This window comes from Paenibacillus sp. FSL R7-0313 (assembly GCF_037969885.1).
GTDB lineage: Bacteria > Bacillota > Bacilli > Paenibacillales > Paenibacillaceae > Paenibacillus.
This window is the reverse complement of sequence record NZ_CP150219.1, coordinates 325,618-340,155: the sequence shown is the minus strand read 5'-3', so window position 1 is coordinate 340,155 and position 14,538 is coordinate 325,618. Positions and strand designations below refer to the sequence as shown.

Here is a 14,538-nt window from a genome sequence, read left to right as displayed (position 1 = left end):
ACCGTTTCATCATTAAAGGCTGTGTTTCGCGGAATTAACCGTGAACACAGCCTTTTTAGGTGGGCAATCGTTTTTGATTGGATGAATTGTTCTTGCTCTTGCCAGAACGAAGCCGATGCACGAGCAGAAGGAATAGCGGAATAATAAAGCTTACCGTGATATCCCAATCCACCCAAGCGGGCATGATCGTATTGGTGTAGAAAATGACATTGGGAGAAATCAGTACAGCTAACGCGAATAATAACATCGCTGATGGCAGGATGAGAGGTTTGTATGTCTTTAACCGAAATAGCTGAGCTGTTCCAACGACAAACGAGAACATATACAGCAAACTTTTGAAATAGGTAGCAATTAACCAAGCAGTCGCCATGAACGCCTCAATTCGTTCGAAAAAGTTGCCGATATTAATTTTCTGGGACAGGGTATAGGAGATATAGATCTCATGTTGGGTAAGAAAGGGTCCAAAAACCATGAGCGAAATGAGCAAAAGTGTAGTTAGCAGTAACCCTCCACATAAGGTGGCGAGTAACATGTCACGTTTGATATGAGGCCCGGACATCACATAAGGAAGAACCATGGTGATTACGATGAGTTCACCAAAGGAAGTAAATGCTCCCCGAATGATGGAATGAACCAGATGGAGCCAAGGGATGTTCAAGTAAGGTTGCAGATGTGAACTGTTTACTTTGGGCATCAGCCCCAGAAACAACAAAATCATAAAGGCAACAACGATGGGGGTCAGCAGTTCACTGCTACTTCCTATTGTATGCAAGCCATGCATAAGCCCCCAGACCAGAGCGCACATAAGGATAATTAGGATGACCCGGATGGGGGTCTGAAGGTAGATCTGTGTGGTCATAAAGTCACCGACTTCACGGATACATATGACAGCGCCTATGGCGAAATAAAATAGATATGCAGCTGCCAAAACAGACCCTGCCCACCGGCCAAGTATTTTTTGGCAGATTTCAATAAGGGAAAGATCAGGATACGTCTGATGAAGTTTATATAGCACCCACATGATGAGTATGCCGATCGGTTGACCGATAAGAGAACAGATCCACGCATCCTGTTGACCCGAAGCAGTAACCACGGAGGGATAGAGTAGAATCATGTCCCCAATCATGACGAGAAAGGTAAGGACTGCAAATTGCCTAATGGTGATTTTCTTCTTAATTAACATAGACACCTTTCTCCTTCTCTATATTCAGCATGGATGAACTCCATTTCTCCATCCATACCAGGCTCCTTCCCCCAAAAAAATAGTACTCATTCCTGTGAGGAATTGTTTGGAGTAACCGATGATTTTCTGTAAGACTTGAGCAATTGTATCAGCAGAAGACAGCCCGGCAGAATGATTCCCAGTGTGGTATCCCAATCTACCCAATATGGAACAATGGTGATCACGATAAAAGTGATGCTTGGTGAGATCAGATTGGCTAATCCGAAAATGTATATAGACGCAGGGAGTACCAGTATCTGATACTGCTTAAGCTTGAACAGTTCTGCACAACCAACAATAAAAGCGTATAAGTATATCATCGCTTTGAAGTACGTCGAGATCAGCCAGGAAGAAGCCATAATGGCTTCAATGCGTTCAAAAAAGCTCCCAATACTGATTTTCTGGGACAAAACAAAAGAAGCATATATGTTGTGTTGCGTAAGAAAGGCACCCAAGACCAGCAGCGATATGTAACGGTAACGAGTGTTGCCAATACCAAGCTGCCTAAACCAGCTGCAATAATTACGTCCCGTGTTCGATGAGCCTGCTTGGCAACATAGGGCAGTATCATCATGATGGGAACGACTTCACCGATCGGATATATAATGCTTACCAGAATGCCTTGCGAGATAGAGACAACACCCGTATCACTTACTGGCTTCAAATTTCTAGTATCAATCTGAGGAAGCAGGCAGACTGCAAGGACGACAATAAACACAATAACGACGGGCATCAGTAGTTCACTACTTCGCCCCATCGCCTCTAATCCATGAGACACTCCCCAGGCGATTACGATGACGAACATCAGAATGATGATGCGAATGGGAGTGTACGGGAAGATTTGAGTGGTCATGAAATCGCCGACTTCTCTCGTGTGGGTGGAGGCACCGATAATGAAAAAGAACAGGTAGAAGCAGGAAAAGAAAGTACCTGGCCAGAACCCTAGAATGCTTCGTGCCATCTGCACCAGATTTTTTTCTGGATGCATACTACATAGCTTCAGGATCATGGCCATCAGTGCCATCCCCAGAGGAACGCCTATAAAAGCACAAATCCAGGAGTCTTGTTTCGCATAGGACGTGATGACCGAGGGGTAGATCAGCATCATATCCCCGACCACCATCATAAAGATGAGAGTGGTCAATTGTCTTGTTCCAAGGCGCCCCTGTTCCAGCATGATGGTCCTCTCCTTTTTCTAGGTTCCTGTCAGATGTGCCAAGAATTGATTAACAGGTTCATAGATCCACATGATGATATAGAGTGGACTGGGGAAATCCCACAGGTTGGCTGCAATCACACTGAACCCTGTGGCTATGACGAGCATTCCGCTGTACACAACTGTTTCCCTCCATTCCTTGCGACGGATGAGACCTGGAAGATCAACCCAGCCTACAAGGCCCCCTATGACAATGACAGTAATTGTAATCAACATCCGGTCTCACTCCTTCAAATCCTCCTTGAATGAATCATCCAGTGTACCTACACGTTTGATCTGTACATTGGCTTCATATTTAACATCCAGATTCTCAAAATATTGATCCCAATCCTTCTCAATCTTTTTAAAAAATTTAGGATCGGCATGATATACTTCCTGACCAAATCCAAAAATGTCAATATGGAACTTTCGCCGCACTGAATTCACGGAGTTTTCCATCAGGTCTATCAGTCGCTCCTCACTGTCCTTTTCCAACTCTTTGAGCGTCTTCATTGAACCAATTCTGATTCCGCACTCTACTGCACCAATGGAAGACACATTTTTGAGTTTGATGTGGATCACAGGCTGATCGTCAATGACCTTTGCTTTTCGTTGGGTCTTGGTACGGAGAGCTTTGAACGTCACATTTCCTCCCTTTCGGCAAGGCATGTGACTGATGGTAGACACCACATTGTCGCGGATGTAGTTGTATCCTTTCGATTCATCTTCCGTTAACCAGCCGATCAGTTTGTCCTTTTTGAAGATGCTTAATCCCGTAGAATACAGATTGGCCGGAGATTTGATTGTCGCTATATTATCTTTGCTTCCGCTTATCGCTGAACTGCCAACAACCTCTACTCCGGTGATGACAGGCTGTATTCCGGGAGTTAGCATGTATTCCATTAACTGATCACCAGTTACCGTAGTAGTGGGAGACCAGGTTTTGGCAGATACGTCCAGAGAATTAAACATCTTCTCCGCAGGGATATTCTCAAGTGGGGTAAGTACGTCCAGTACTTTGGAAGCTGTAGTATTTCGTGCAACCATGACGTAATAATCGGGACGGACCGTAGGTTCTCGCATTAACGCTTCCATGACATCGTAGATGCCCTCTTTGCGTGCATATTCTTCTCCGAACACCAGTACACGGATATGTGCCATGAATATGCGGCGTGGGCTTGTCTCGGTCAGCTTTTGAATTGCTTCAAACAGCGTGGACGCGGACGCTTCGTACAGCGTGACAGGAGTACCATTGCCTCCCCTGACTTGGAGGATACTTCATTCGGCACGACGACCTGAGCACTCACTTTAATCAAATCGCCATCCTTGTCTACACCAAGACCCAGCATAATACCAAGTTCATTTAATTCCTGGCGATCCCAGCATCCGGTAAGGAGAGGGAGCAGGAATACAATGCATACAATTAATCGGAAGCACTTGTTCATACGTTCTTCTCCTTACCGAATTAACGCTTCATTTTTTTGCTGGCTTGTCGGATTTTGTTCGGGGTACCCGTAGAGAATGGACGTGTTTTCATATGGGACCAGGGTACACGAAACAGCGTATCTTTCAGATCTTTCTGAATTAGAGGTGCAAAGGGAGACATATACGGTACGCCAAAAGAACGCAAGCTGCACAGGTGTGTAACCGTAATGAGCAGAACAATTAGAATACCGTAGAAACCAAAAGCTGCCGCGAGTATCATCAATACAAATCGCAAAATTCGGACAGAGATAGAAAGTCCATTCTCTGGAATGACATAACTGGATATGGCCGTTATGGAAACGATAATAACCATTGCGGCGGAGACAACTCCTGCATCTACGGCTGCTTGGCCAATTACCAGTGTTCCGACAATGGAAACGGCCTGACCGACCGTTTTCGGAATACGTATACCTGCTTCTCGCAAAATTTCATAGGTCAGTTCCATCAGTATGGCTTCAATGAATGCGGGAAAAGGAACGCCTTCACGTTGAGCTGCCAGACTAATGAGCATATTAGTGGGCAACATTTCCTGGTGAAAGGTGGTAATGGCAATATAGAAGGATGGAGCTAGTAAAGCGATAAAAAAGGACAGATAACGAATCAAGCGAATCAATGTGCTGATATCGGCCCGTTGATAGTAATCCTCCGGCGATTGGAAGAAATGCACGAACAAGGCTGGAACCAGCAGCACAAAAGGCGTACCGTCCACGATGATGGCTACTCTGCCCTCAAGTAAGGCAGCACAAACCGTATCTGGACGTTCACTATTGTAAACCGTGGGGAATAACGTTCTGGTTTCGTCTTGTACAAGTTCCTCGATGTACCCGCTCTCAAGGATACTGTCGATATCGATCTCATCGAGTCTTCGACGCAGTTCTTTTACAATCTCCTGATCCACGATATGTTCCAGATAGAGCACAGCAACTCGGGTTTTGGTAACCCGACCTATTTCTCTTTCTTCGATCCAAAGATGAGGATTACGGATTCGTTTGCGGATCAATGATGTGTTGGTACGCAGGTTTTCGTTGAAGCCTTCCATAGGTCCCCGAACGACGGTTTGGGAGACAGGTTCTCCAACGGATCGATCTTCCCAGCCTGCTGCACCAATCTTCAATCCTCGTTCAGATCCTTCAAGCAGTAAGATAGCTGATCCCGAAAGAAGTGCATTCATTACTTCATCCATATCATCGACCAGCAATACATCACTGGCGATCAGGATATCATTCTGGAGGTAGCTGAGATGTTCATCGTCTGCAGAGAATTCAGGGAGATCACGCTTTTGCAATAATGATTCCATGATGGAGTGATTCAGAATCTGCACATCCACTAATCCATCAATGTACAACATGACTGCAGGCCATTTATGTAAACACTGGAGAGGGCGCATCATCAAGTCGTTGCTGTTCCCCATCACTTGCTTGCAGTATTCCATATTTTCGCTTAGATCCGGAGAGATTTGCCTCTGATCTTGGCGTTCCAGCGACGATTCACTCATGCCTTCACCTCCCTATACACCCTATATTTTCAAGTTAGTATGACCTGGATGAATTCGGATTATCACAAAAAAAGGAGCCGCGATTATTCGCGACTCCTTGCCTGCTTATTATAGATGGACTTTTGTCCGAATTTACTTTTGTCTTTGTCGAACAGGGGCTGGCTTGGATACGGTGGATCTTGCTGCCCATGCTTTGCGGTAACGATAGAGCACGGCTATGATGAGCAATAGGCCGATTCCTCCCACGATATATGCTGCATTTTGATGAGCCAGATGGAATACGGCGTTCCACTGAGGGCCAAATATTTTGCCAATGCCCAGAAACAGTACAACCCAGAACAGTGCGCCTGAATAGGCGTAGAGAGCGAATTTGCGAAAGGGAACAGCGGCTATGCCCGCGAAATACCCGGTGAAATGCCTTACACCCGGAATGAAATAACCGATGAAGATTAAGGCATTACCATACTTGGCGAACCACTTTTGCGTTTTATCGAGCTTGTCCTGCTTCAGCAGAAACCATTTTCCGTATCGTGTTATAAAGGGCAGACCTGCTTTGGCTCCAATAAAATAAGTGATGGTCATGCCAATCGTTGTCCCCAGAAAAGCCAGTATGGTGAGGATTCCAAAGTCGAGATGCCCCTTGTAGGAGAGAAACCCTGCGTAAGCCATCGTTGTTTCACCAGGAAAGGGAAGTGCGATGAATTCAAGCAACAAGCCAAAAAACAAAACGCTGTATCCGTAGGACCCAAACAGATGTTGGATCTTCTCAAGCAATTCCAATAGATTTCACTCTCCTGAATACGGGGTGGGAGCATGAATACTCTCCAAGGTGTTTTAATGTGTTCTGCCTTTTCATTATGCTACCTAATCTGAAGCGAAGAATCAATCAGGCTACATAGCAAATTGTGAAAAAATATTAAACAAAATCACGTCTTTTTTCAATGAAGCCTCCATATAATTCTAACAAATCTGCTGAAGTCTATCAGCAAATTACTAGAGACGGTGGAGGTCGATTCGTAAATGGTACAGAGACCGGAATTGAGAAGCAAGGAAAATGGGGGAAACTCTGCAACAACCATACATATGTTTTTATCTGGACAATGGTCTGTCATTCTCGTGCGAATTGCGATATTGCTATGTGCATTCGCTTTATATGCAGGCACGGCTTATGCATCTTCTGCTTCCGGCTCAGGTGATCCAATTTCGGAAGATAAGAATACTCAAGACAAGGTAGTCTATCTGAGTTTTGACGATGGACCGGGTAACCATACCCGTGAAGTATTGGATATTTTGCGCAAGGAGAAGGTTTTGGCTACATTTTTTGTGCTGGGTGAGCAGGCAGAGCGTTATCCCGAGTTAATCCGGGGGCTTGTGGAGGATGGACATGCTTTGGGCAATCATACGTTTAATCATCAATACGAACAGCTATACAGTGATTTTAAAGTGTTCTGGAAACAGATCAAGCAGACAGAGGAAGTGCTGGAGCGTATAACCGGTTTCCGTCCGAATCTGGTGCGAGCACCAGGCGGTACATACGGGCATTTTGATCAAAGTTATTTTGATTTGCTGCAATTGGGTGGCTACACGGTTATGGACTGGAACGTCGACAGTGGGGACTCCAAGCGTAAAGGTGTTCCAGCCAAAGAGATCCTCAGCAATTCGACCAAAGTACCTGCGGGAGCACGTTCGGTCATTGTCCTGATGCATGACGGTGGTGCACATGCTGAAACGGTAAAAGCACTTCCGGGTATTATCAAATATTATCGTGATCATGGATATCGTTTTGACACCATAAAGAGTACGGATCAACCAGTTCAATTCCGTGTACATCCAGATGGTAAGTTTAAGGCCCGCAAAGCACCGGGAAAGGCTTGGATCGCAGAACATGTAGAAGCGAACGCGACGTTATGGCTTGCAAGCAAGAAGTTGAAGGTAGAGGTGGGATTGGCTGCAGCTACCTTGCAACCGGGTGAGTTCCGCATGGAGGGGCAGCGAATCATGGTGCCTTTGCGTACTTTCATGAAAAAATTCGGGGGTAGCACTCGTTGGGACTCTGAAACAAGGACAGCCATAGCAGTATGGAAGGAAAGAACGATTCATGCAGACAGTGTGAGCGGAACACTGACAACAACCGGGGCAATTGAAACGGGAGCAGTACAGAGTCAGGGGGAACCATCTGGGTTCCGTTACGTGAGTTACTGGAGCAGATGGGGTTGAGGGTGAATTCCTTAACCAGTAATGAAGCAGAGTGGACGGTAAAGGCGGGCACTTCCAGATCCATTTCGGCAATGAATAGCATATTTAAGTATAAAATGATCTGAAGAAAGTCATTCTTGCAGGACTATTCTCTCTACTTCCGGGCAACACTGAATCATAGATTACTATGGTTCAGGAATGCTGATGAACGGAAGGAGATCAGAGAAATGTCTTATATCCGAATGGAACATGAACATGCGGTCGAATTGTTAAACAGGGTTATGAAGCGTGTTGAGAGTGTGATTATTGGCAAAAAAACAGAGATTCGTTATGTCCTCACTGCAATGCTCAGTGGAGGTCATGTACTTCTGGAAGATGTGCCGGGTACCGGGAAAACGATGCTGGTTCGTGCCGTTGCTTCTGCACTGGACTGCTCCATGGGCCGGATTCAATTCACGTCCGATGTCATGCCGGCTGATGTTACGGGCACTTCAATCTATCATCCACATACAGCTGAATTCAAGTTTCGGCCCGGACCTGTCATGTCCAACATTGTCCTGGCTGATGAAATAAATCGCGCTTCACCACGCACTCAGTCTGCCCTGCTGGAGGCAATGGAGGAACGACGTATTACGGTTGATGGCACAACCTATGCCTTGCCACGCCCGTTCTTTCTGCTGGCGACACAGAATCCGTTACAGTTCGAGGGTACGTACCGTCTGCCTGAAGCGCAGCTGGATCGATTTATGATGAGAATTGGACTGGGGTATCCCGATCCGGCACAGGAATTGGAATTGTTAACCCACATGCAAGGTAGAGAAGCGCTTGATGAACTTCGCCCTGTCCTGCTTGCTGAAGAAGTCGTAGCCATGCAGCGTGAAGTCAAACAGGTACATGTTGATCCGGTCGTCAAACAGTATCTGGTGGCCGTTGCTGTAGCCTCTCGCAGCCTTCCGGCGGTCAGATTGGGCATCAGTCCGCGTGGAACACTGGCCTGGATGGCTGCGGCGCAGTCATTTGCCTATCTTCAAGGACGCAGTTATGTCATTCCGGATGATGTGAAAGAGGTAGCTGTGCCTGTCCTTTCCCACCGTATTCAATTGAAGGCCCAGAACAGAGCGGAGGTTTGGGGGCAAGTACAGGTCATTGAAGAAGCATTGTCATCGGTCCCGGTACCTGTACAGATGGCATCACAGGGAAGGGGACGGAAGCAATGACTGCGCTGGGACAACGGATTGTGAGTGCTGTCTTGGTGGTGGCTTTTGCTTCCTTGTATCAGTGGCATGGGGGCAAAGCGGCGTTGTTTCTATCCGTTATAACTTTCTTGATGTTCACAGGAGGTCTGCTTCTCCATTGGTTCAGACCACGACGTATTCACATCCGTCGGAAAATACACACGAACCGGATTGAGGCAGGCGAGCAGGTACGGGTTCTGGTCGAACTGGAATTCAAATGCCGTATTCCATTGTTGTGGATCGTTCTGTGTGAGAACACACCTGCAGGTGTTCATCGCAAATTAATTTTCCCGGGAACACGGCGACAATTTTCCTATCAATATGAATGTTCCGGGTTACGCAGAGGAATCTACAGATGGGATACGGGCAGATTGTACTGGGGTGATATGTTTGGCTGGAATACCCTCTCCGCAGAGACCGAAGGAGGTACACCCCTGATTGTTGTTCCTCAAGCAACGGCTTGGGGGAAGGGTGATTCGGTAGAATTCGCAGCGATGATCGAAGGGACTCTGTCGGAGCGAAGAAATAGCCAGGGAAACCGTAGCCCTGAATTCCGTGAATATCAGCAGGGTGACCCACTGGGAAGAGTTCATTGGAAAAGTACAGCCAAAACGGGTAAACTTCAGACCTTTCTGCCTGATACCACGGATCTGGCTTCGCTAGGCATCCTTGTGTATGAAGGCGCGTCGGGTTATGACGTAAAACAACAGGAGAACATGGATGCACCTGCTTTTGAACGAGTGGTTCGTGCAGCTGCCCGCTGGATTCATACCGCTGAGCGGGATGACATTCCTTATCACCTGTGGATGGAAGGCGGCGATAAGAGCTATGATGCACAAGATCAATGGCAGCATGGGCCGTTCCATGCAGATGATGAGAATCATGGACTGGACAAGTTAGCGGGGGCACAAATATCCAAAGCACAATCAGGCTCTGTTTCACTCCGAACGGAGATGCTGGATGGACTGACGAGTGGGTCGCGAATTGTGGTTCTCACCGGTAAGATGGATCAGGTTCTGGCCGAATGGATCTTAACTGCAATCGGGTCGGGTTATCGTGTAGAGGTGCAATTGACTGAAGCAAACCAGGACCAATTAGGATCAACGGATAGATTGATGAATGGATTGGGATATGACAGCTTAAGTTTGGAGCGGCTTCGTCACAGCGGGGTGCCGATCCATGCGGTTACAGACGTTGCGTTATCTTCATTGGGAAAGGTGGAGGTAACGGATGTGGGAGCGTAATGGTAACCAGCAACCCAATTCCACTGTGGCCGACTTAGAGTCAACGGACCGTACGAGAATGGAATCGGCCCATTCCGTATATAAAGTTGTGAACCAGAATTCTGTGACGGATATAAAGGATGAGGGATATGTGAGCGTACCTATCCTGTACAAAATTGTTATTTCGGCCATTTTACTTATACTGTCTCTGGAGTGGATATATCCTGTTACATCATCAGATCAGCAGGGCAGTGAACGGTTCTTGTCCGTAATGGCGGGATTAACGGGAGCATTGTTGCTCGCGGGGTTAATTCGTACAGGATGGATCACCGGAGTACTGATTCGATTATTCATTGCACTCGCTGCTTTATGTCTGATGTACGGAGGAAGTGATCCTGTCCGTTGGGCGGTCGCTTATCCGGGGATATTTTCAGCGGATATGGACACTTTTATAAATAACTGGCGATTTCACTCGATTAGTACAGAAACGAGAGGTTTGTTCATGATGTGCGGCTGGAGCATGCTCATGGCTTCTGTGCAATCCCTCGTATTGTTACGTCGAAGCGTTATGCTGTTTGGCAGTGCAACACTGCTCTATTTGCTTTTGCTTGAATCCTTTGCGGGGCTGGATGTGTATGCTTCTGTAATACGGTCTGTCCTATGGACTTTTCTTATTCAGGCTCTGCTCCAGCTATTACGTCTCAATGCAGGAGTCACTACTCCGAGTTATTGCGGCAGCCCCTATGGCCGTTGGAGTGCAGTAACTATCGTTGCTTCTGCAGGTATGGTGCTTTTCTCCGCGTTACCTGGCCAGTTTGCTTCCATTCCTCAGCCGGAACGCATATCTTTGGAGCAGATGGGTGAACGCTTAGCTCGATGGGCAGGGTATACACAGCACAGTAGTATCCCTGCTGCAACGGCAGTCACGGGATATAGCACAGCGGACGCGCCTATGGGAGCACCGTTGGTGCAGGGGAATTCCATCTTTTTTATAGCAAAGAGTCCAAAAGTGACGTATTGGCGAGGGGAGACCCGTTCATATTATAACGGTAGTACTTGGAGTGATCCGGGTCAAAGCTTCGAAACGGCCAGTCCATCCGGAATGCTGCGTGCTGATGGTTGGGAGAATCCAACCTATTGGAGTCGCATTCGCCAAACTGTCACGATGCAGCGAGAGTGGAAAGGACCAAATCCACTTTTTACCGGGGGCATACCGGTCAACGTATCGTTTCAGGATAAGAACAAGGATAATCAGGAAAACATGTTTTCTTTGCTGTCTAATCGCGATTCGGCAACATTGTGGCTCGCGAGCTCAGGGGATGATAAGATAGTTAAAAATTATTCGGCAGACGTCATGGTTCCTATCGCAACACCTGAACAGTTACGTCTGCTTGAGGAAACGAATAAAGGGAAAGATCCGGCAGCCATTCGGAGGGACTATCTGCAATTGCCTACATCACTCCCCGGTCGAGTGCAGACGCTTGCCAAGGAAATCATTCAAGGCAGTGAGACCCGGTATGACGCTGTGCAGGCCGTCAAGACATATCTGGCTGCTCATGCCGAGTATACGTTGGATACCCGTATGCCACCGCGTGGAACCGATTTTGTGGATGATTTTCTATTCGTCACCCGGCAGGGGTATTGCAATCATTTCTCCACAGCCATGATTGTGTTGCTGCGTGCAGAGGGTATCCCCGCACGTTGGGTTAAAGGTTTTGGCCCCGGAGTAGCTGACCCGGATGCACCCGGTCAGTATGTGGTTTCACAGGGAGATGCACATTCCTGGGTAGAGGTGTATTTTCCGGGTGCAGGCTGGATGCCGTTTGAGGCCACGCCAGGCTTCACCATGGCGCAAGGCGCGGGCGAATATGCTGCAGCGCTTGCCGGGGCGCAGCCTGTTGCGGAGACTCCGTCGTATATGAGCGGCGGATTGGCTAAAGCGGGCGCATGGCTGCTCGCCCGCGCACGGGCCATTGCCGCGGAGCCATGGCTCGCGGCAGCCCTTGTGGCAGCGGCCCTGCTGGGCGCCGCTGCTCTGGTCCGCATGCGGCGGCTACGCCCCGCGCTGCGGATTAGGCTGCTGCTGGCGTGGCCACGCAGCAGCTTCCCGGACCGCGAGCGGCTGCTGGGTGCCGCCGCTCCGGTCTGGGCCGCGCTCGCGCGCCGGTACGGCCCGCGGCCGCCGGGGATGACGCTGCGTGAATATGCAGCGTCACCGGCTGTGGCCGCAGGCGCGGACGGCGCGGACATCGCGCGGTTTGCAGCCGACTGGGAACGGCTGCTGTACGGGCCAGACCGTCCGCTGCGCGCGGACAGCCTGGACTTCCTGCGCCGGGCACTTCGTCTGGCCCGGCGGTTGCAGACGTTGTAACACAAGGATGTTACAACGTTACACCAAAGATGCGAAGCTGCTGCCATACAATCGCTATCACTTATCAATAGAGCTTGGCCACTTGTGGGCAGATGAAGATCGCCATTGACTGGCGCATTGTTATTTAAGTGCAGCGTTTGGTTTATCGCTGCATGCCATACATAAGACGCCTTTCGCACTACGCTGCGAACGAGGCGTCTTTCCACGATCATACACTTGAACCAGCATCTTGCTGCCAAGCTTTTCTATTCGGAATTTCATATTTAAAGGCATTTGGTAATCCTGTTTTGATATGTCGAAAAAAGGAGTTTCGCCTTTCCTTGACGGTATGTTTTGTCGTTGCGTATAATTAGTTTCATTGAATTGAGGGAGGCACGGTTATGAATAAGCAGAATGAGATTGTGGTTGTCCTTGACTTTGGGGGCCAATACAACCAGTTAATCGCCAGAAGAATCCGGGATCTTGGCGTATACAGCGAGCTTTTGCCGTATAACACACCGGCGGAAAAGATCGCAGAAATGGCACCAAAAGGAATCGTATTTTCAGGTGGGCCGTCCAGCGTATACGCTGAGAATGCTCCACACGTGGACCCAGGTGTTTATGACCTAGGCTTGCCAATCTTCGGTATCTGCTACGGAATGCAGCTTATGGCACAACAGCTCGAAGGTAAAGTAGAACGTTCCGAGAAACGAGAATACGGTAAAGCAGACCTTGAGTTTGCCGCTGGATCTACACTGGCAAAAGGTATCGAAGGCGAACATACAGTATGGATGAGTCACGGTGACCACGTGGTTACACTTCCTCCAGGTTTCAAACTAGATGCAGGTACGGAAAGTGCGCCAATCGCTGCCATGAGCGACGATGAGCGTAAATTGTATGCTGTCCAGTTCCATCCGGAGGTACGTCACTCTGTTCGCGGTAACGACATGATTCGTAACTTCCTGTTCGAAATCTGTGGTTGCGAAGGCAACTGGACGATGGAAACATTCATCGATGACACCATTAAAGACATTCGTGAAAAAGTTGGCGACAGTAAAGTACTATGTGCGCTTAGCGGCGGTGTAGATTCTTCCGTTGTAGCTGCATTGCTTCACAAAGCCATTGGTGATCAACTGACATGTATGTTTATCGACCACGGTCTGCTGCGCAAAGGCGAAGCGGAAAGTGTAATGGAGACGTTTGTCGGCAAATTCGACATGAAAGTTGTCAAAATTGATGCACAAGAGCGCTTCATGTCCAAACTGGCTGGCGTGGATGATCCAGAACAAAAACGTAAAATCATCGGTAACGAGTTTATTTACGTATTTGACGAAGAGTCCAAGCAGTTCGATGACTTTGCATTCCTCGCGCAAGGTACACTGTACACAGACATCGTGGAAAGTGGTACAGCGACTGCACAGACCATCAAATCCCACCACAACGTGGGCGGTCTGCCTGAAGACATGAACTTCAAACTGATCGAGCCACTGAGTACGCTGTTCAAGGATGAAGTACGTAAAGTCGGTACAGAGTGTGGCCTGCCGGACGAAATTGTACACCGTCAGCCGTTCCCTGGTCCGGGTCTTGCGATCCGTGTTCTTGGTGAGGTTACTGAAGAGAAACTTAAAATTGTTCGTGATTCAGACTACATCCTGCGTGAAGAGATTGCCAAAGCCGGTCTTGACCGCGAAATCTGGCAGTACTTCACAGCCCTGCCGAACATGAAGAGTGTTGGCGTTATGGGTGATGCGCGTACGTATTCCTACACCGTAGGTATCCGTGCTGTAACATCCATCGACGGTATGACTGCAGACTGGGCACGTATCCCTTGGGATGTGCTGGAGAAAATCTCCGTACGGATTGTTAACGAAGTTGATAACGTAAACCGTATCGTCTATGACGTAACTTCCAAACCACCTGCAACGATCGAGTGGGAATAGGGTATAGACTCTTAAAATAGATTATAAAAAAATGCTCTTTTATCTGCGGTATTTCGCAAATAAAGGGGCGTTTTTTATAAGGAGAATATTTTGATTAATTTTTGTGAGGGTATTGTTTTACAAATAATAAAGTCTCAAAATTAATCCCATTTTAAAGTTCACTTCATGATCCTTTCAGGTCCGGCCTGTACAATAAG

The 14,538-nt window shown here is 47.9% G+C and carries 13 protein-coding genes; 5 read left to right on the top strand and 8 right to left on the bottom strand.

The annotated features are described in order from the left end of the window. Positions 1-55 precede the first annotated feature (55 nt). The 8 genes from NSQ38_RS01310 to NSQ38_RS01275 all read right to left on the bottom strand — a co-directional run bounded on the left by NSQ38_RS01310 (position 56) and on the right by NSQ38_RS01275 (position 6,177). Positions 56-1,183, bottom strand: coding sequence for an endospore germination permease (locus tag NSQ38_RS01310; protein ID WP_339786444.1), 1,128 nt, complete (start codon positions 1,181-1,183; stop codon positions 56-58). A gap of 86 nt (positions 1,184-1,269) precedes the next feature. Beyond that, entirely contained in the window at positions 1,270-1,632 is a 363-nt protein-coding gene (locus NSQ38_RS01305) for a GerAB/ArcD/ProY family transporter (RefSeq protein WP_339786441.1), read from the bottom strand. Beyond that, a complete protein-coding gene (locus NSQ38_RS01300; protein ID WP_339786438.1) occupies positions 1,563-2,399 on the bottom strand; it encodes a GerAB/ArcD/ProY family transporter in 837 nt (278 codons plus the stop codon). Before NSQ38_RS01300 ends, NSQ38_RS01305 begins: the two co-directional genes overlap by 70 nt. 18 nt (positions 2,400-2,417) lie before the next feature. After that, positions 2,418-2,654 (bottom strand): hypothetical protein, encoded by a 237-nt coding sequence (locus NSQ38_RS01295; RefSeq protein WP_339786435.1) that lies wholly within the window; start codon positions 2,652-2,654, stop codon positions 2,418-2,420. 6 nt (positions 2,655-2,660) lie between these two features. Then, a complete protein-coding gene (locus tag NSQ38_RS01290; protein WP_339790355.1) occupies positions 2,661-3,608 on the bottom strand; it encodes a Ger(x)C family spore germination protein in 948 nt (315 codons plus the stop codon). Further along, on the bottom strand, positions 3,605-3,862 hold the full coding sequence (locus NSQ38_RS01285) for a hypothetical protein (protein WP_339786432.1): 258 nt from the start codon (positions 3,860-3,862) through the stop codon (positions 3,605-3,607). The genes NSQ38_RS01290 and NSQ38_RS01285 overlap by 4 nt, the downstream gene beginning before the upstream one ends. A 20-nt stretch (positions 3,863-3,882) precedes the next feature. Next, the gene (locus NSQ38_RS01280; RefSeq protein ID WP_133387491.1) at positions 3,883-5,397 is read right to left on the bottom strand and encodes a spore germination protein; all 1,515 of its coding nucleotides are present in this window, start codon (positions 5,395-5,397) and stop codon (positions 3,883-3,885) included. Positions 5,398-5,529: 132 nt separating this feature from the next. After that, on the bottom strand, positions 5,530-6,177 hold the full coding sequence (locus NSQ38_RS01275) for a DedA family protein (protein ID WP_339786430.1): 648 nt from the start codon (positions 6,175-6,177) through the stop codon (positions 5,530-5,532). Between the two features lie 240 nt (positions 6,178-6,417). On the opposite strand from NSQ38_RS01275, the gene NSQ38_RS01270 reads away from it, so the two are divergent. The 5 genes from NSQ38_RS01270 (at position 6,418) to guaA (ending at position 14,341) form a co-directional block, all read left to right on the top strand. Further along, positions 6,418-7,614, top strand: coding sequence for a polysaccharide deacetylase family protein (locus NSQ38_RS01270; RefSeq protein WP_339786426.1), 1,197 nt, complete (start codon positions 6,418-6,420; stop codon positions 7,612-7,614). Positions 7,615-7,820: 206 nt separating this feature from the next. Next, positions 7,821-8,810 carry a MoxR family ATPase gene (locus tag NSQ38_RS01265; protein ID WP_339786423.1) on the top strand — a complete coding sequence of 330 codons (990 nt, stop codon included), beginning with the start codon at positions 7,821-7,823 and terminating at the stop codon, positions 8,808-8,810. Continuing rightward, positions 8,807-10,072 carry a DUF58 domain-containing protein gene (locus NSQ38_RS01260; RefSeq protein ID WP_339786421.1) on the top strand — a complete coding sequence of 422 codons (1,266 nt, stop codon included), beginning with the start codon at positions 8,807-8,809 and terminating at the stop codon, positions 10,070-10,072. Before NSQ38_RS01265 ends, NSQ38_RS01260 begins: the two co-directional genes overlap by 4 nt. Then, on the top strand, positions 10,059-12,422 hold the full coding sequence (locus NSQ38_RS01255; protein WP_339786418.1) for a transglutaminase-like domain-containing protein: 2,364 nt from the start codon (positions 10,059-10,061) through the stop codon (positions 12,420-12,422). The genes NSQ38_RS01260 and NSQ38_RS01255 overlap by 14 nt, the downstream gene beginning before the upstream one ends. Positions 12,423-12,802: 380 nt before the next feature. Continuing rightward, complete coding sequence (gene guaA / locus NSQ38_RS01250) at positions 12,803-14,341, top strand: glutamine-hydrolyzing GMP synthase (RefSeq protein WP_091018677.1); 1,539 nt, start codon at positions 12,803-12,805, stop codon at positions 14,339-14,341. The last annotated feature ends 197 nt before the right edge of the window (positions 14,342-14,538 follow it).